At 70.5% G+C, this 16,759-nt stretch carries 16 protein-coding genes and 1 other RNA gene; 5 read left to right on the forward strand and 12 right to left on the reverse strand.

What is annotated here, in order from left to right; all coding sequences use genetic code 11:
- Positions 1–91: 91 nt before the first annotated feature.
- The 9 genes from J2Y70_RS05600 to J2Y70_RS05640 all read right to left on the reverse strand — a co-directional run bounded on the left by J2Y70_RS05600 (position 92) and on the right by J2Y70_RS05640 (position 6,620).
- A complete protein-coding gene (locus J2Y70_RS05600) occupies positions 92–541 on the reverse strand; it encodes a DUF192 domain-containing protein (protein ID WP_309914368.1) in 450 nt (149 codons plus the stop codon).
- Between the two features lie 160 nt (positions 542–701).
- On the reverse strand, positions 702–1,349 hold the full coding sequence (gene rpiA / locus J2Y70_RS05605) for a ribose-5-phosphate isomerase RpiA (protein WP_263395607.1): 648 nt from the start codon (positions 1,347–1,349) through the stop codon (positions 702–704).
- A 100-nt stretch (positions 1,350–1,449) separates the two neighbouring features.
- Positions 1,450–1,920, reverse strand: coding sequence for an EVE domain-containing protein (locus tag J2Y70_RS05610; RefSeq protein ID WP_263395606.1), 471 nt, complete (start codon positions 1,918–1,920; stop codon positions 1,450–1,452).
- Positions 1,917–2,510, reverse strand: coding sequence for a 5-formyltetrahydrofolate cyclo-ligase (locus tag J2Y70_RS05615; protein ID WP_309914373.1), 594 nt, complete (start codon positions 2,508–2,510; stop codon positions 1,917–1,919). Before J2Y70_RS05615 ends, J2Y70_RS05610 begins: the two co-directional genes overlap by 4 nt.
- Positions 2,511–2,588: 78 nt before the next feature.
- Positions 2,589–3,368, reverse strand: a complete 780-nt coding sequence (locus tag J2Y70_RS05620; protein WP_309914376.1) for a thioesterase family protein — start codon at positions 3,366–3,368, stop codon at positions 2,589–2,591.
- A gap of 170 nt (positions 3,369–3,538) precedes the next feature.
- Positions 3,539–3,723, reverse strand: a non-coding RNA gene (ssrS, locus tag J2Y70_RS05625) — 6S RNA.
- A gap of 98 nt (positions 3,724–3,821) precedes the next feature.
- Positions 3,822–4,115 (reverse strand): cell division protein ZapA, encoded by a 294-nt coding sequence (locus J2Y70_RS05630; protein WP_309914379.1) that lies wholly within the window; start codon positions 4,113–4,115, stop codon positions 3,822–3,824.
- Positions 4,112–4,333 (reverse strand): TIGR02449 family protein, encoded by a 222-nt coding sequence (locus J2Y70_RS05635; RefSeq protein ID WP_309914382.1) that lies wholly within the window; start codon positions 4,331–4,333, stop codon positions 4,112–4,114. Before J2Y70_RS05635 ends, J2Y70_RS05630 begins: the two co-directional genes overlap by 4 nt.
- Before the next feature lie 67 nt (positions 4,334–4,400).
- Entirely contained in the window at positions 4,401–6,620 is a 2,220-nt protein-coding gene (locus tag J2Y70_RS05640) for an EAL domain-containing protein (RefSeq protein ID WP_309914385.1), read from the reverse strand.
- A 156-nt stretch (positions 6,621–6,776) separates the two neighbouring features.
- On the opposite strand from J2Y70_RS05640, the gene J2Y70_RS05645 reads away from it, so the two are divergent.
- The 3 genes from J2Y70_RS05645 to J2Y70_RS05655 are packed head-to-tail and all read left to right on the forward strand — an operon-like array spanning position 6,777 to position 9,702.
- Positions 6,777–7,322, forward strand: coding sequence for a YecA family protein (locus J2Y70_RS05645; protein ID WP_309914388.1), 546 nt, complete (start codon positions 6,777–6,779; stop codon positions 7,320–7,322).
- A 3-nt stretch (positions 7,323–7,325) separates the two neighbouring features.
- Positions 7,326–8,651: an aminopeptidase P N-terminal domain-containing protein gene (locus J2Y70_RS05650; protein ID WP_309914391.1), complete on the forward strand. Its 1,326-nt coding sequence runs from the start codon at positions 7,326–7,328 to the stop codon at positions 8,649–8,651.
- Positions 8,652–8,706: 55 nt separating this feature from the next.
- A complete protein-coding gene (locus J2Y70_RS05655; protein WP_309914394.1) occupies positions 8,707–9,702 on the forward strand; it encodes a hypothetical protein in 996 nt (331 codons plus the stop codon).
- Positions 9,703–9,770: 68 nt separating this feature from the next.
- On the opposite strand, the gene J2Y70_RS05660 is transcribed toward J2Y70_RS05655, so the two are convergent.
- Positions 9,771–12,905 (reverse strand): multidrug efflux RND transporter permease subunit, encoded by a 3,135-nt coding sequence (locus J2Y70_RS05660; RefSeq protein ID WP_309914397.1) that lies wholly within the window; start codon positions 12,903–12,905, stop codon positions 9,771–9,773.
- Between the two features lie 15 nt (positions 12,906–12,920).
- Positions 12,921–14,075 (reverse strand): efflux RND transporter periplasmic adaptor subunit, encoded by a 1,155-nt coding sequence (locus J2Y70_RS05665; protein WP_309914400.1) that lies wholly within the window; start codon positions 14,073–14,075, stop codon positions 12,921–12,923.
- Between the two features lie 155 nt (positions 14,076–14,230).
- Here J2Y70_RS05665 and J2Y70_RS05670 point away from each other — a divergent pair, with 155 nt between their 5' ends.
- Both J2Y70_RS05670 and J2Y70_RS05675 read left to right on the forward strand, forming a co-directional pair.
- Positions 14,231–14,965: a response regulator gene (locus tag J2Y70_RS05670; RefSeq protein ID WP_309914403.1), complete on the forward strand. Its 735-nt coding sequence runs from the start codon at positions 14,231–14,233 to the stop codon at positions 14,963–14,965.
- Positions 14,962–16,053 carry an ATP-binding protein gene (locus J2Y70_RS05675; RefSeq protein WP_309914406.1) on the forward strand — a complete coding sequence of 364 codons (1,092 nt, stop codon included), beginning with the start codon at positions 14,962–14,964 and terminating at the stop codon, positions 16,051–16,053. Before J2Y70_RS05670 ends, J2Y70_RS05675 begins: the two co-directional genes overlap by 4 nt.
- A gap of 36 nt (positions 16,054–16,089) precedes the next feature.
- On the opposite strand, the gene J2Y70_RS05680 is transcribed toward J2Y70_RS05675, so the two are convergent.
- The gene (locus J2Y70_RS05680; protein WP_309914408.1) at positions 16,090–16,725 is read right to left on the reverse strand and encodes a cytochrome b; all 636 of its coding nucleotides are present in this window, start codon (positions 16,723–16,725) and stop codon (positions 16,090–16,092) included.
- Positions 16,726–16,759: the final 34 nt, after the last annotated feature.

Genomic DNA, 16,759 nt, shown 5'->3' on the forward strand with positions numbered 1-16,759 from the left:
CAAAGTGCGGCGCGATCAAGTCCGGAAGTTCCCGACAGCGGTGTCGGGTTCAGCGCCACGACGGTGGCGCTTTTCCCCACGCCGGCGCGGTTCAGCGCGCCTTGGGGATGCCGGGGCCGAAGCTCAGTTCGGCGCCGTTCTGCAGCTTGATCTGCGCGGCCTGGCCGGCGTTGAGTTCCAGCACGTAACGCGCCGGCGCGTTGCTCGGATAGGGCGGGCAGGCGTTGCCGGCCGAGCACGGCGGCACGTCGCGCTGCTGCGCCACCAGCTTGCGCTGGTTGTCGAAGTAGAGGATGTCCAGCGCGATCTTGGTGTTCTTCATCCAGTACGCCTGCGGCTCCTCGCGGTCGTGGATGAACAGCATGCCGTGGTCGGCGTCCATCTGCTCGCGGAACATCAGCCCGCGCGCGCGGGTCGCATCGTCCTGGGCCAGCTCGACCTGGTAACGGTGCCCGGCCAGTTCCACCCAGGTGCCGCCGGCGCTGGCGCAGCCGCTGAGGGTCAGCAGGACGAGGACGGACAGGGCGCGGAACAGGGACATGGCGTTGCCGGGAAGGTGGGATCAGCGCGCACCTTGTTGCATGGTGCTTGGCGAGTCAATAGGGCCGGGATTGGGGATTCGGGATTGGGGATTCGCAACAGCGGATCCGGAGGCCGGGAAGAGATTCTGGCCTTTACGAATCCCCAATCCCGCGCGCGTCCTACAGGACGCGCGGCGGTTCGCCGCCGACGATCACCACGTCGGCCGGGCGGCGCGCGAACAGGCCGACGCAGACCACGCCGGGGATCTGGTTCAGTTCGCGCTCCAGCGCCACCGGGTCGGTGATCTGCAGGTGGTGCACGTCGAGCACCACGTTGCCGTTGTCGGTGACCACGCCGTCGCGCCACACCGGCTGGCCGCCGGTGCGCGCCAGGATCTCGCGCGCGACCAGGCTGCGCGCCATCGGGATCACTTCGATCGGCAGCGGGAACGCGCCCAGCGTCTGGACCTGCTTGCTCGGGTCGATGATGCAGACGAAGCGCTCGCTGGCCTCGGCGATGATCTTCTCGCGGGTCAGCGCGGCGCCGCCGCCCTTGATCAGGCAGCGGTTCGGGTCGCACTCGTCGGCGCCGTCCACGTACAGCGACAGGTTGCCGGTGTGGTTCAGCTCCAGCACCTCGATGCCGTGCTGGCGCAGGCGCGCGGTGCTCTGCTCGGAGCTGGAGACCGCGCCCTTGATGCGGTGGCCGATGCGGCCGAGCGCGTCGATGAAGTAGGCCACGGTGGAGCCGGTGCCGACGCCGACGATCATGCCGTCCTCGACGTATTCGACGGCTTTCTCGGCGGCTAGGCGTTTGCTTTCGGACATTGGAAGCTCGGGATTCGGGATTGGGAATTCGGGATTCGTGAAAAAGCGGCCGGCGGGCAGGGCAGGAGACGAATCCCCAATGCCCAATCCCCAATCCTGGCTACTCAAGCGCCAGCAACAGCTTCCACTGCGCGGCGCTGACCGGGAACACCGACAGGCGATTGCCGCGCGCGGTCAGCGGAAAGCCTTCGCCGAGCGCGTCGGCGTGCTGCTTGATCTCGTCCAGCGCGATGGTGCGCGCGAGCTTGCGCTCGAAGGCCACGTCCACCAGGTACCAGCGCGGCTGTTCGCGGGTGGCCTTGGGGTCGTGGTAGTCGGAGGTGGGATCGAACTGGGTGACGTCAGGATAGGCCGCGCTGGCCACCGTGGCCGTGCCGACGATGCCCGGCACCTTGCAGTTGGAGTGGTAGAACAGGATGCCGTCGCCGAGCTTCATGCCGTCGCGCATGAAGTTGCGCGCCTGGTAGTTGCGCACCCCGTTCCAGGGTTCGGTGCCGACCCGCTGCAGGTCGTCGATCGAGAAGGCGTCCGGTTCGGACTTCATCAGCCAGTAGCGCTTGCGTGCGGTCATGCGGGGGAATCGGTCGCGGTCAGGAGGGTGAGGGAGTCGGTGCAGACCGCATCCAGCGCCACGTCCCAGGCGGCGACGGGCAGCGCGGCGACCTGCTGCACGGCGAAGGCGGCGCCGACCAGCCAGGGCGGAGGCGCTTGCCGCTGGCGAAATGCGAAGCTGCGATCATACCAGCCGCCCCCCATGCCCAGGCGTCCGCCGCCGGCGTCGAAGCCGACCAGCGGCGCCACCACCAGCGCCATCTGCTCCGGCGCCAGGGTCGCCTCGGCGGCGACGTCGGGTTCGGGGATGCCGTAGCGGTTGGCGGCCAGCGGCTGCCCCGGGCGCCACGGCGCGAAGCGCAGGGTCTTGCCGCTGAGCACCGGCAGGCAGTACTGCACCGTAGGCGGCAGGCTCAGCTGCCAGCGGTGCAGCGCGATCTCCCCGTCCAGCGCCCAATAGCCGGCGACGTGGCCGTGCTGCGGCGCGAACGGCAGCTCCAGCAGGCGCTGCGCCAGCGCGTCGGCGGCGGCCAGGCGCTCGGCGGCGGGGAGCGCGCGGCGGCGCGCGCGCAAGTGCTGGCGCAGGAGGTCGCGGTCGTCGGAAGTCATCGGGCAGCGCGGCAGGAGAGGGCGCCATTGTCGGTGCCCAGGTGCGCACTGGCTACTGGGGCATCGTCTGCAAGCGCGTCAGGCGTAGATCGCCACCGTCTGCCGGCCCGACAGCACCAGCCGCCCGGCCCGGTCCCAGATCTGCATGTCCTGCAGCGAATAGCCGTCGGCGGCGTGCCGGCTGGCCGAACGCAGCAGGAACCAGTCGCCGGCGGTTGCAGGCTGCGGGAAATCCAGGGTCCAGGTCATCGAACTGACCGGCGCCGGTTCGGTGAAGCAGGCCATCGCCGCCGGCGGCAGGCAGTCGCCGAGCGCGACCAGGGCCACGCCCGGGTCCACCCCGCCGCCGTCGCGGTGGCGCGCCCACACCAGCAGCTCCGGGGTGGCGGCGCCGGAGACCGGCAGCGCGCCGCCCGCCAAGCGCATCTCGAAATTGGCGACGAACGCCGGGGTGGCGGCGCTGTCGGCGATCGGCGCGGCGGCGTCGGGTGCGCACACCGCCGGCGCCACCGGCATGAAGTCGTGGGCGATGCCGCTGGGCCGCGGCTGCGCGAACAGCAGCGCCGCGCGCAACGCGACCTGCTCGCCGGCCAGGCAGTCGACCGCGATCGAGGTGGCGGACTTGCCCTGGCGCAGCAGGCGCGCATCGAAACGCAGGGCGTCGTCGGTCGGGCCGACGAACCAGATGTGCGCCGATTTCAGCGGCGGCAGCGCGGACGGCGCGGCGCGCAGCGCGGCCTGCAGCGCCAGCGCCGCGGACAGGCCGCCGAAGGCGGTACGTCCCTGCCGCCAGCTGGCGGGGACGTCGAACCCGGCGGCCGGGTCGAAGCGGTCGACGAGTTGGGCGAGCGAGGGCATGCGGCGTCTCCTGGGTGGGGGGCGACAGTATCCCAGGCTCGCGCGGCAGCTGGTCGCGGCGTGGCGGCGTGGCGGCGTGCGGCACGGACGGGAACCCACGCGCATGCGCACGCCCAACACGCGGACACACAAAAGGAAACGGCGCCTTGCGGCGCCGTTTCCGGGATATTGCATTCTCCGCCATGACGATGCGTGCGAAACGACCTTGAACCCTGGGTTCAAGTGGGATAGCTGGGGAACCATCGGGCTTCCCGCTACGAGGCGGACCTGCACACCCGATTCCGTCGCCATCCCGTGGTCGTAATTAAGGGACAAGGCGAATGTTTGCACACGCTGTCGTTCACAGCAGAGAACGCAAACGAAGTATAGCGCTGTCGCCGCGCTTGGCTAGTCCGTTCGTCGGTCGCGCGGTACGGCGCAATTCACGTTGATGATCGAAATGCGATGTGCGGATCAGCGCGCCGTATCGACCACGCCGTCCAGGCGGCGATTGAGATCGGCCAGCGTGCGCGTCATCTCATGATCGCGCCGCGTCTGCTCGTCGCGCAGCTGTTGCAGTTCGTGCGCCAGGTTCAGCGCGGCCAGCACCGCGACCCGGTCCACCGCCGCCATGCGGTTGCTGCCGCGCACCTCGCGCATCTTCGCGTCGAGCAGGCGCGCGGCGGCGACCAAGCTGTCGCGCTCCTCGGCCTCGACGCCGACGGTGTATTCGCGATCGAGGATGCGGACGCTGACCGGTTCGCTCACGTGTGCTGCTCCAACGACTTGAGCCGGGTGATCATCGCCTCGACCCGCGAGCGCGCCTGCTCGTTCTTGGTCAGCAGCTGCGAGCGCTCGCCGATCAGCTGCTCCTGCTGCTGGCGCAGGCTGCGGTTCTCGTCGGCCAGGCGCTGGCAGCGCTCGACCAGCGTTTCCACGCGTGTGGCGAGGGTGCGTAGCTGGGCGAGGGTGTCGGGGGTGTCCATGGCGCCCACGATAGGCATGCGCCCGAGCGGCGGTCAAGACGCCGCGCCGCGCCGCGACGGCCGCCGCTCAGGCCGGCAGCAGCAACGGCTGCTGCAGCAGCTGCAGGCAGACCTCCGGCTCCAGCGCCGGCGCGACCAGGTGGCCCTGGATCTCGTCGCAGCCGTGCTCGCGCAGGAACGCCAGCTGGCCGGGCAGCTCGACGCCTTCGGCCACCACTTTCAGCGCCAGCGAGTGGCCCATGGCGATGATGGTGCTGGTGATCGCCTCGTCGTCCGGGTCGCGGGTCAGATCGCCGATGAACTCCTGGTCGATCTTCAGGGTGTTGATCGGCAGCCGCTTCAGGTAGGCCAGCGAGGAATAGCCGGTGCCGAAGTCGTCGATCGCCAGGGCCAGGCCCAGCGCGCGGCAGGCGTGCAGGGTGGCCGCGTTCTTGCCGACCTGCGACATCACCACGCTTTCGGTGAGTTCCAGTTCGACCCTGTTCGCCGGCACCCCGGTCTCGGCCAGGATCCGCGCCATCAGCGCCGGCAGGTCGCCGCGCTCGAGCTGGATCGCCGAGACGTTGACCGACATGCACAACTCGGTCAGGCCCAGCTCGCGCCAGCCGCGCAGGGTGGTGCAGGCCTGGCGCAGCACCCACTCGCCGATCTCCAGGATCAGCCCGGTCTCCTCGGCCAGGGGAATGAACTGGCTCGGCGAGACCGTGCCGAAATCGGCGCTGTGCCAGCGCAGCAGCGCTTCCACGCCGACCACGCGCTGCTCGCGCAGCGAATAGCGCGGCTGGTAGACCAGCTTCAGTTCCTGGTCGAGCGGGATCTTACGCAGGGTGCTGGCCAGCGTGGCGCGGTGGCGGGTGGCCTCGTCCATGCGCGCCGAGTACACCTGGATGTTGCGGCGGCCGGCGGCCTTGGCCTGGTACATCGCGGTGTCGGCGTGCTTGAGCAGTTCGCTGGGCAACAGCGCGTGCTGCGGGAACAGCGAGATGCCGATCGAGGAGGAGATGGCCACTTCGCGGCGGTCGTCCAGTTGCAGCGGCGGATCGAACGCGGTCAGCACGCGCGCGGCGACGGCCTCGGCTTGGGCCTGGTCGGCGACGTCCTCCACCACCACGGTGAATTCGTCGCCAGCCAGGCGCGCGACCGTGTGCTGCGGGCCCACCGCCTGCTGCAGGCGTTCGGCGACCGCACGCAGCACCCGGTCGCCGATGGCGTGGCCGAGCGAATCGTTGATGTCCTTGAACCGGTCCAGGTCCAGGAACAGCACCGCCACCGAACTGCCCTGGCGCCGCGCCCGCACGATCGCGCGCGCCAGCCGCTCGGACAGCAAGGCGCGGTTGGGCAGGCTGGTCAGCGTGTCGTAGTTGGCCAGGTAGCGCAGTTCCTGCTCGGCGCGCTTCTGGTCGGTGATGTCTTCCAGCACCACCACGTAGAAGCTGTGCCGGCCATCGGCGTCGACGACGGTGTTGCGGCGCACGTGGCAGAGGATCTCCTGGCCGTCCTTGCGCCGCTTCCAGGCTTCGCCGCGCCACTGCCGGCCATGCTCGAACGCGGGCGGGACCGGCACGTCCGGTGCGTGGTCGAGCAGCGCCATCGGCTGGCCCAGCACTTCGCGCTCGCTGTAGCCGGTGATGCGGGTGAAGGCCGGATTGACCGAAATGAAGCGGGATTCCTCGTCCAGCACCGCGACCGCTTCGCTCATGCTGCGCAGCACTTCGCTGGCGATGCGCCGCTCCAGATCGGCCTGGCGGTGCGAGGTGATGTCGCGCGCGGTGCCGGCGAGCCGGCGCGGCTTGCCGTCGGCGCCGTAGTCGACCACGCGGCCACGCACCCGCGCCCACAGCCACACGCCGTCGCCGGCCAGGTCCACCCGGTACTCGGCCACGTAGACCGGGGTCAGCCCCTGCAGGTGCTCGCGCAGTGCGCGTTCGGCCTGCGGCACGTCGTCGGGGTGGATGCGCAGCGGGTCGTCCTCGCGGATCACCATGGTGATCTCCTGCGCGTGCGGCGCCGCTTCGTCGGCGCGCATCCGGCGCAGCTTGCGCTGCTGCAGGTCGTAGTCCCAGAAGTGCTCGCCGGAGGCCCACAGCGCCAGTTTCAGGTGGTGGTCGCGCTGCTGCAGCTGCTGCTGGCGCTGCAGTTGCTGCTGCATGCGCCGCCGCCAGTGCAAGGCCTGCAGCACCGCCACCCCCGTGGCCACGGCCAGGATCGCCGCCGCGGCGGCCCAGCCCCAACGCCAGTCGATGCCGGCATGACCCGTGATTCCCGCAGCGACGTGCTCGATCGACATGGCGGGTAGGGGCTTCGAGCAGGAAAGGGTGGTGGAGTGTAGGCGCCGGTCGGAAGCCTTCACAAGCAGCGCGGCGCATGCGGATTGCTACACTGCGCGGCCCGATCCACCGCTGCGCCCCGCTCCGGCGATCGGCGCCCAACAGGCCTTGCGTCCATGACCGAACTTCCCACCGCCGACGACGTCCACCAAGCCAGCCAACAACTGGGCCTGGCCGCGTCGGCGGCCGAACTCCACGGCGCGTTGTGCGGCTGGCTGGCCGGCGGCGGCGCCGACCTGGCGGCCTGGCCGGCGGCGGTGCTGGCCGATGCCGGCGTCGCCACGCCGCGCCCCGGCGATGCGCTGGACCGGCTGCGCGAGGCCACCGTCGCGCAGCTGGAGGACCGCGATTTCGCCTTCGACCTGGTGCTGACCGACGCCGGCGCGCCGCTGTCCGAACGCGCCGACGGCCTGTTCGACTGGTGCCGCGGCTTTCTCGGCGGCTTCGGGCTGGCCGCCGGCGCCAAGCCGCCGTTGTCCGAAGAAGGCGAGGAGGCGCTGCAGGACCTGGCGCGGCTGGCGCAGGCCAGCACCGACGATTTCGACAGCGCCGACGAGGACGAGGACGCGCTGGCCGAGATCGAGGAATTCGTGCGCGTGGCGGCCTTGCTGCTGCACAGCGACTGCGTGCTCGGCCCGCGCCACCGGCAACGCCTGAACTGAGCGATGAAGCGACTCACCGGGATCGGCGCGGGCGAATACGCGCGCCGGCGCAGACACCTGATGGACATGGCCGGCGAGCACGCCATCCTGGTGCTGCCGAGCGCGCCGGAACGGGTGCGCAGCCACGACACCCACTACCCGTACCGGCAGGACTCGGATTTCTGGTACCTGTGCGGCTTCCCCGAGCCAGAGGCGGTGCTGGTGCTGGTGCCGGGCCGCAAGCACGGCGAGGCGCTGCTGTTCTGCCGCGAGCGCGACCCCGAGCGCGAGGCCTGGGACGGCCCGCGCGCCGGCCAAGACGGCGCGGTCGAGCGCTACGGCATGGACGATGCGTACCCGATCGAGGACCTCGACGAGATCCTGCCCGGGCTGCTGGAAGGCCGTTCGCGGGTGTACTACCACTTCGGCCGCGACGTCGACTTCGACCTCAAGCTGATCGGCTGGGTCAAGCGCGTGCGCGAACAGGTGCGGCACGGCGCGCAGCCGCCGCACGAGTTCCTGGAGCTGGGCCACCTGCTGCACGAGCAGCGCCTGTTCAAGTCGCGCGACGAGATCGCGCTGATGCAGGTGGCCGCCGACCTGAGCGTGGAGGGGCATCGCGCGGCGATGCGGCTGGCGCGCGCGGGCGTCCACGAATACCAGTTGCAGGCGGAGATCGAGCGCGAATTTCGTGCCGGCGATGCCTGGCCGGCCTACGGCAGCATCGTCGGCACCGGCGCCAACGCCTGCGTGCTGCACTACCGCGCCAACGCCGCGCGCCTGCGCGACGGCGAGCTGGTGCTGATCGACGCCGGCGCCGAGTACCGCGGCTATGCCGCCGACATCACCCGCACCTTCCCGGTGAGCGGCCGCTTCAGCGCCGAGCAGCGCGCGCTGCACGACCTGGTCGGCGCCGCGCACGCGGCGGCGCTGGCGCAGGCGCGGCCGGGTGTGGCCTACGAGGCCGGACACCTGGCCGCGGTGCAGACCCTCACCGAGGGCCTGCTGCGCCTGGGGCTGCTCAAGGGCAGCCTGGAGCAGAACCTGGCCAGCGGCGACTATCGGCGCTTCTACCGGCACAAGACCGGGCACTGGCTGGGCCTGGACGTGCACGACGTCGGCGACTACAAGCTGGCCGGCGAATCGCGCCTGCTGGAGCCGGGCATGGTGTTCACCATCGAGCCCGGCCTGTACGTCTCGCCCGACGACAAGGAGGTCGATGCGAAGTGGCGCGGCATCGGCATCCGGACCGAGGACGACGTGCTGATCACCGACGACGGCCACCGCGTGCTGACCGCCGCGCTGGCGCGCAGCGCCGAGGAGATCGAGGCGGAGATGGCTGCGCGCTGACGTCACTTGCGCGCTTGTCGTCCGCTGCGCACAGTGTGCAGGTACGGGGGAGGGAATGATCTTGAAGAACATGATGTCGGGATTGCTCGCGGCAGCGCTGTGGCTTGCAGCCAGCGCGGGCGCGGTACCGCAGGCGCACGATGCGGCGCCAGCGCCGGCCAGCGTTGCGGCCGGCGTTCCCAGCATGGCGCTGGCCGATCTGGAAACGCTGTTGTCGGTGCGCTCCGTGCCTGCGGCCCGCGAGCAGCTGTTGGCGCAGTTGGTGGCGCTGGCCCGCAACGGCGACGGCGCTTCGGCCTTCTACCTCGGCGTGCTCTACCGCCATGGCGATGCGCATCCGGCGCATCTGGTGCAGCGCGACGACGATACCGCGCGCTATTGGCTGGAAACATGCCTCGGGATGACACGGTGTCCGTTGCTGGCGCTCGCCTCGCTGGCGGAACTGGAACTGTCCGCGGGCAACGCCAAGCCGGCGATGCAGTGGGCGCAGGCCTGGATCGCACTGGATCGCGAGCTCACGGCGCGCGAACGCGAGGCCAGCGGCCGCACGCTTCGGCCCAGCCAGCTCAATCGCGATACCGCGTATCACGCCTATCTGCTGGAGCGGTGCTACGCCGCCATGCCGTCGGGCGATCGCAACGCGATCGGCCTAGCCTGGTTCAACGAACTCCGGCTGCAGCGGGGCAAGGTGCTGGACCGCATGCTGTTCGCGCAGATCGACGCGCTGCACGCGCAGGACACGGGCGAGAGCGCCGGGCTTGCGCCACGCGCCGAGAACCAGCGGCGCAAGACCGTGCGCGATAGCCCGATGGACTTGCCGGTCACCCCGGCGTTGACCCTGTTCCTGCTCCGCGGCAACCCGCAAGGCGGACGTCCCGAGTCGTCGCTGGTGATCGAGGCATTGCCGTCGCCGAGCGCGGCGCGCGGACTCGAGGCGTTGGCGCGCGATTTCAAGACCGCGCCGTATCCTGCTGCGGCAGGGCAGCGTCGCTACGACACGGTGCCCATGAGCTTCAATCGCGGCCCCTATGCGTTGACCGGCAAGCAGTGACCGCGGCGGAGCGAGCCAGGCGCCGATCAGGTTTTCCGGATCGTCACCGTTGCAGGGCACGTCGGCGCTCACTCCTGCGCGCTTGAGCGCGCCGCGCCACGCCGTGCGCGCCAGGCCGCGAAACGTCCCTGCAGGCCGAGCACGAACACGAAGAACGCCGGCACGAAGAACACCGCCAGCAAGGTGCCGCTGACCATGCCGCCGAACACGCCGGTGCCGATCGCATGCTGGGTCTCGGCGCTGGCGCCGGAGGCCAGCATCAGCGGCACCACGCCCAGCGCGAACGCCAGCGACGTCATCAGGATCGGGCGCAGGCGCAGGCGCGCCGCGTTCACCACCGCCTCGGCCAGGCCCTGGCCGCCGGCGTGCAGCTGCCGGGCGAATTCCACGATCAGGATCGCGTTCTTGGCCGACAGGCCGATGATGGTGATCATGCCGACCTTGAAGAACACGTCGTTCGGCAGGCCGCGCAGCATCACCGCGGCCACCGCGCCGAGCAGCCCGAGCGGGACCACCAGCATCACCGACAGCGGAATCGACCAGCTCTCGTACAGCGCCGCCAGCACCAGGAACACCACCAGCGCCGACAGCAGGGTCAGCATCGGCGCCTGCGCCGCCGACTGGCGTTCCTGCAGCGACTGCCCGGTCCAGGCCACGGCGAAGCCCGGCGGCAGCCGCGCCGCCAGCCGCTCCATTTCCGCCATCGCCTCGCCGCTGGAGATGCCGGGCGCCGCGCCGCCGGCGATGCGCACGGCGGGAAAGCCCTGGAAGCGCATCAGTTGCTGCGGCGAGTCGATCCACGCCGGCGCCACCACTTCGCGCAACGGCAGCATGCCGCCGGAGGCGGTGCGCACGCGCAGCGCCAGCACGTCGTCCAGCTGCATGCGCGCCGGCGCGTCGGCCTGCACGATCACCTGCTGCATGCGCCCGGCGTTGGGGAAATCGTTGACGTACAGCGAGCCCATCGCCGCCGACAGGGTCGCGCTGACCGTGCCGAACGACAGGCCCATCGCTTCGGCCTTCTGCCGGTCGATCTGCAACTGGATGCTCTTCCCCGGCGGCATGCCGTCGGGATAGACGTCGCTGACCAGCTTGCTGTGCGCGGCCAGGTCCAGCAGCCGCGTCTGCGCGGCCATGAGCGCGGCGTCGCCGCGGTTGCCGCGGTCCTGCAGGAACAGGGTGAAGCCCGAGGACGTGCCCAGCTCGTCGATCGCTGGCGGCATCAGGCTCATCACCGTGCCTTCGGCGGTGCCGCGCATGGCCTGCTGGGCCAGCGCCGCTTCCTGGCCCGCGGTGGCGCCGCCACGTTGGTCCCAATCCTTGAGCATGGTGAAGGCCATTGCCGCGTTCGGCCCCGCGCCGGCGAAGCTGAAGCCCTGGATGACCAGGTTCGAGGCCAGCGCCGGGCGCGTTGCGACATGCGCCTCGAAGGCCTTCACCACATCGAGCGTGCGCTCGCTGGTGGCGCCGGTCGGCAGTTGGATGGAGGTCATGAAATAGCCCTGGTCCTCTTCCGGCAGGAACGAAGACGGCAGCTGGCGCGCCGCGAACACCAGCGCGACGCAGACCACGCAGAACGCCGCCATCATGCGCCCGCTGTGCCGGACCATGCGCGCCACGCGCGCTGCGTAACCGCCGGTCAGGCGCTCGAAGCGGCGATTGAAGGCGCCGAAGAAGCCGCGTTTCTCGTGGTGGCCGGGCTGCGGCGGACGCAGCAGCGTCGCGCACAGCGCCGGCGTCAGGGTCAGCGCCAGGAACGCCGAGAACAGGATCGAGACCGCCATCGACAGGGTGAACTGCTTGTAGATCACGCCGACCGAGCCGGCCGCGAATGCCATCGGGATGAACACCGCGGTCAGCACCAGGGTGATGCCGACCACCGCGCCGGTGATTTCCCGCATCGCCTTGGACGTGGCGTCCCTGGGCGAGAGCCCTTCGCTGGCCATCAGCCGTTCGACGTTCTCCACCACCACGATGGCGTCGTCGACGATGATGCCGATCGCCAGCACCATGCCGAACATGGTCAGCACGTTGATGGAGAACCCGGCCAGCAACATCACCGCGAACGTGCCGAGCAGCGCGATCGGCGCGACGATCGCCGGAATCAGCGTATAGCGGACGTTCTGCAGGAACAGGTACATCACCAGGAACACCAGCAGCATCGCTTCGAGCAGGGTGTGGAGCACTTTCTCGATGGAGATCTTTACGAACGGCGCGGTGTTGAACGGGATGGAGTAGGCCATCCCGGCCGGCATGCTGGCGGCCAGTTCGTCGAGCCTGTCCTGCACCGCCTGCGCGGTCCGCACCGCGTTGGCGCCGGGCGAAAGCTGGATGGCGGCGCTGGTCGCGGCCGCGCCGTTCTCGCGGTTGGAGAATGCATAGGACTGCGCGCCCAGTTCCACGCGCGCCACATCGCCGAGCACGACCCTGGCGCCGTCGGCGCTGGCGCGGAGCACGATCGCGGCGAACTGCTCCGGCGTGGATAGCTGCCCGACGACGGTCAGCGGCACGGTCAGGCGCTGGCCGGGCAGGGTCGGTTCGTCGCCGACCCTGCCCGGCGCGATCTGCGCGTTCTGCTGTTCGATCGCTTGCGCCAGGTCGGTCATCGCCAGCCCGTAGGCGACCAGCTTGTCCGGATCCACCCACACGCGCATGGCCTGCTCGGCACCGAACAGCTGCACGCGGCCGACGCCGTCGATCCGGCGCAGCTCCTGCACGATGTTGCGCGCCATGTAGTCGTTGAGCGCGACCTCGTCGTAGCGGCCGTCGCGCGAGGTCATGCCGATCAGCATCAGGAAGCCGGAGGCGGCCGACTCCACCTGCAGGCCGCTTTGCCGCACCGCCTGCGGCAGGCGCGGTTCCACCGCCTTGATCCGGTTCTGCACGTCCACCTGCGCCAACTCCGGATCGGTGCCCGGCTTGAAGGTCGCGGTGATCTGCGCGGTGCCGGAGGTATCCACCGACGACTCGAAGTACAGCAGGTTCTTGACGCCGGCCAGTTCGCGTTCGACCAGGCCGACCACCGAATCGTTCATCGTCTGCGGCGTGGCACCGGGATAGCTCGCGTACAAGGTCACCGACGGCGGCGCCACCGAGGGATAGCGCGCGACCGGCAGCTGCCCGATGGCGATGGCGCCGAACAGCACGATGAACAGTGCGATCACCCACGCGAACACCGGACGTTCGATGAAGAACTGGGGCATGCTCGATTCCTCCGTTCAGCGCGCGCTTGCGGCCGCGGCTGCGCTGGCCGGACCGCGCCACGGGCGAGCGCTGACCGTCGCTCCGGCGCTCAGGCGTTCGATGCCCTCGATGACTACCCGCTGCCCCGCGTGCAGGCCGGAGGCGATGCGGTAGCGGCGCTCGACCAGTTCGCCGAGTTCGACCGAGGCGCTGTGTGTGCGTCCGCGCGCATCCACCACCCACACGTACGCCTGCGCGCCGATTCGGGTGACTGCCTGCTGGGGAACGGTGAGCGCCTGCGCATAGCTGGCCCGCGGCACCCGCGCGCGCACGTACATTCCGGGCAGCAATCGCCGCTGCGGGTTGTCGACCAGGATGCGCAGCAGCACGTCCCCGGTGCTGGCATCGACGTCGATGCCGGAGAACAACACGCGCCCGCTCACGCCGGAGGGCTGCCCGCTGCGATCGAGGATCTGTGCGGGCAGGCCGTGGTCGCCGGCCGCCTGCGCGCCCGGCGCATCGCCAATCGGGTCCAGCGCGGTCGCTGGCTGGCGCACGTCGACGTAGACCTGGTCGATCTGCTGGACCACCGCCAGCGGCGCACTGTCGGTCGGCGCGACCAACGCGCCCTCGGTGAGCAGCGCCTGGTCGATGCGCCCGGAGATCGGCGCATCGACCCGCGCGAACGCCAGGTCCAGGCGCCGCCGCGCCAGCGTCGCGCGCGCTTCGGCCACGTCGGCCGCGGCCTGGTCGCGTTGCGCCACCGCGTCGTCGTACGTCTGCCGGCTGACCAAGTCGGATTGCACCAGGCGCTCGAGCCGTGCGGCCTGCCCGCTGGCGCGCGACAGCGCGGCCTGCGCGCGTTGCATCGCGGCCACGGCGCTGTCGACCTCGGCCTTGAACGGGGCCGGGTTGATCTGGAACAGCGCGTCGCCGCGTGTCACTTCGGCGCCCTGTTCGAAGAAACGCCGCTGCACGATGCCGCCGACCTGCGGGCGGATCTGCGCGCTGCGCACTGCGGAAATCCGCCCTGGCAGGTCGACGCTTGCGGTCACCTGCTCCGGGCGCAGGGTCAGCACCGTGACCTGCGCCGGTGGCGGTGCGGCAGCGTCCTGCCCGCCGGTTCCGCAGCCGGCCAGCGCCAGCGCGGCCAGGCCGGCCGTCGCCAGGTTTCGGTACCACTGTCGCATGCACATGCCTCACGAGCCTCGATGGTGTCGCCGCGCGCGCGGCGGAAGTGCGAAGCGGGAAGCGTGACAGGCGATGGTTGCGGCGCTTTCGATGCAGTGTGGAGATATGATGGAGGCCCATCGACCATTCAGCGTCGAAGCATTCCAGCGTCCACATGCCCGCCTCCGCCTCAGGCCCGTCACCGGTGCCCGCGTCCGCCGCGCTCGTCCTGATCGCCGAAGACGAGCGCGAGATCGCCGAGATCCTGGCGGCGTATCTGGCGCGCGGCGGGTTGCGCACGGCGCATGCGGTCAATGGCCGCGAAGCGCTCGCCATGCATCTGACGCTGGATCCGGACCTGGTCCTGCTGGACGTGCAGATGCCCGACGTGGACGGGTGGAAGGTGCTCGCCGAGCTGCGCCATCGCGGCCAGACCCCGGTGATCATGCTCACCGCGCTCGATCACGACATCGACAAACTGATGGGCCTGCGCCTGGGCGCCGACGACTACGTGGTGAAGCCGTTCAACCCGGCCGAAGTGGTGGCGCGCGTGCAGGCGGTGCTGCGGCGGATCCAGGCCAACGGCGCGACCGAAGCGCGCGCGCTTCGGGTGGGCGCGTTCCATCTCGATCTGGACCAGCACCACGCCAGCGTGCGCGTCGGCGAGCGGCGCCACACGTTGGACCTGACCCTGACCGAGTTCAAGATCCTGAGCCGGCTGATGCGCGCGCCCAGGCGCGTGTTCAGTCGCGCCGAGCTGTTGAGCGCGTGCCTGCCCGAGGGCGACAGCCAGGAACGCACGGTCGACAGCCACATCAGCAAGCTGCGCAAGAAACTCGAGGCCCTCGGCGTGCAGGGCACGCCGGCCAGCGTGCGCGGCGTCGGCTACCGGTTCGGGCACGGCGCGTGAGCCAGGAACCGGGGCTGCGCCGGCAGGTCGTGCTGTCGCTGGGCGTGCTGGCGCTGGGGATCATCCTGCTGTCGGTGGTCGGTTCCTATGTGTTCTATGCGCTGGCCGTGGCGTATCTGCCGGGCAGCATTTCCGAAACATGGATGCCGTCCCGCGTCGAGCTGGCATGGATCGTCTGCACTGCGGTGGCGGCGCTGGCGGTGGCGGTGCTGGTGGCCGTGCGCCTGTCGCGCCGGATCCTGCTGCCGCTGAACTCGGTAGCGCACAGCCTGCGCGAGATCGCCCAGGGCAACCTGCAGGCGCGCGCGGCGATGGACGAACATGCGCTGGGCGAGACCGCGCAACTGGTGCGCGACTTCAACACGATGGCCGAGCGCCTGCAGCGCATGACCCGCGAGCGCGAGTTCTGGAACGCGGCCATCGCCCACGAACTGCGCACGCCGGTCACCATCCTGCGCGGGCGCCTGCAGGGCCTGGCGGAAGGGGTGTTCGAGCCCGAGGTCGAGACGTTCCAGGGGCTGCTGCGCCAGGTCGAGGGGTTGAGCAGGCTGATCGAGGATCTGCGTGTGCTCAGCCTCAACGACAGCGGCCATCTGGAACTGCACCTGGCGCCGGCCGACCTGGCGCAGGAACTGTCCGCCGTCGTCCACGCCTTCGCCGGCGGCCTGGCCGCGCGCGGTTTCGTGCTGCAGGTGGAGCTGGATCCGCGGATGCAGGTCGTGTGCGATGCGGTGCGCATCCGCCAGGCCCTGATGGCCTTGCTGCAGAACGCGCTCGCGTACGCCGAACCCGGCGCGTTGCGGGTGCGCGCGGGCAACCGCGACGGCGTGTGCGAGCTGAGCGTGGAGGACGACGGCCCCGGCATCGATGCGGACGTCGCCGCGCGCGTGTTCGAGGCCTTCCGCCGCGGCGATCCTTCGCGCTCGCGCAAGAGCGGCGGCAGCGGGCTGGGCCTGTCCGTGGTCAAGGCCATCGCCGAGGCGCACGGCGGCGATGCGACCTGCCGGCCCTCGGGCACGGGCGGCACCAGCTTCCTGCTGCGCTGGCCGCTGCCGGCGGGCGAACCGGTCGCGCTGCCGCGCCTGTGATTCGCGCGGCAGGCCGCGGCCACCGGACGTCGCGGCTCAGGGCGCCGGAGTGCCGCTCTCGGCGGCCGCTGCGGACGCAGGCGCAGCGCGCGCCGTCCGCCACGGCAGCATGCGCGCGAGCACGTCGTCGCGGCGCACCCAGTGGTGGAACAGCGCTGCGGCGACGTGCAGCGCGACCACCAGCCACGCGATCCATTTGCCGATGAAGTGATGCACGACATCGATGGGCGCTTCGAACGCTTCCCAGCTGAGCGCGAAGCGCTGGCTGATCCACGCGAACAGCCGGGTGTCGTTGAACCCGGTGACGCGGAACAGGCCGACGTCGGTGTCGGCACCGGTGCCCACGTAACCGGTCAGCGGCATGACGATCAGCAGGGCGTACAGGCCCCAGTGCGCCGCATGCGCGAGCCGGTGTTCCAGCGGCGATCCCGGCGGATCGTCCGGCTGCACGTCCAGCCACCGCCACAGCAGCCGCGGCAGCACCAGGAAGCCGACCAGCAGGCCGAGCACCCAGTGGAGGTTGAGCACCGGCAAGGACGCGTCGGAGGTGTCGTCCATGAACCAGATGACGTAGTAGACGACCACGTAGGCGCCGATGAACGCGGCGGCGGTGGTCCAATGGAACAGCTTGGCCACGAAGCCGAAGCGGTGTGCGGTGGTGCGCCATTGCATGAGGGGAATCCTGGCAGCGTGCGGATGCGATCGT

This window comes from Xanthomonas sp. 1678, from assembly GCF_031455575.1.
Lineage (GTDB): Bacteria > Pseudomonadota > Gammaproteobacteria > Xanthomonadales > Xanthomonadaceae > Xanthomonas_A.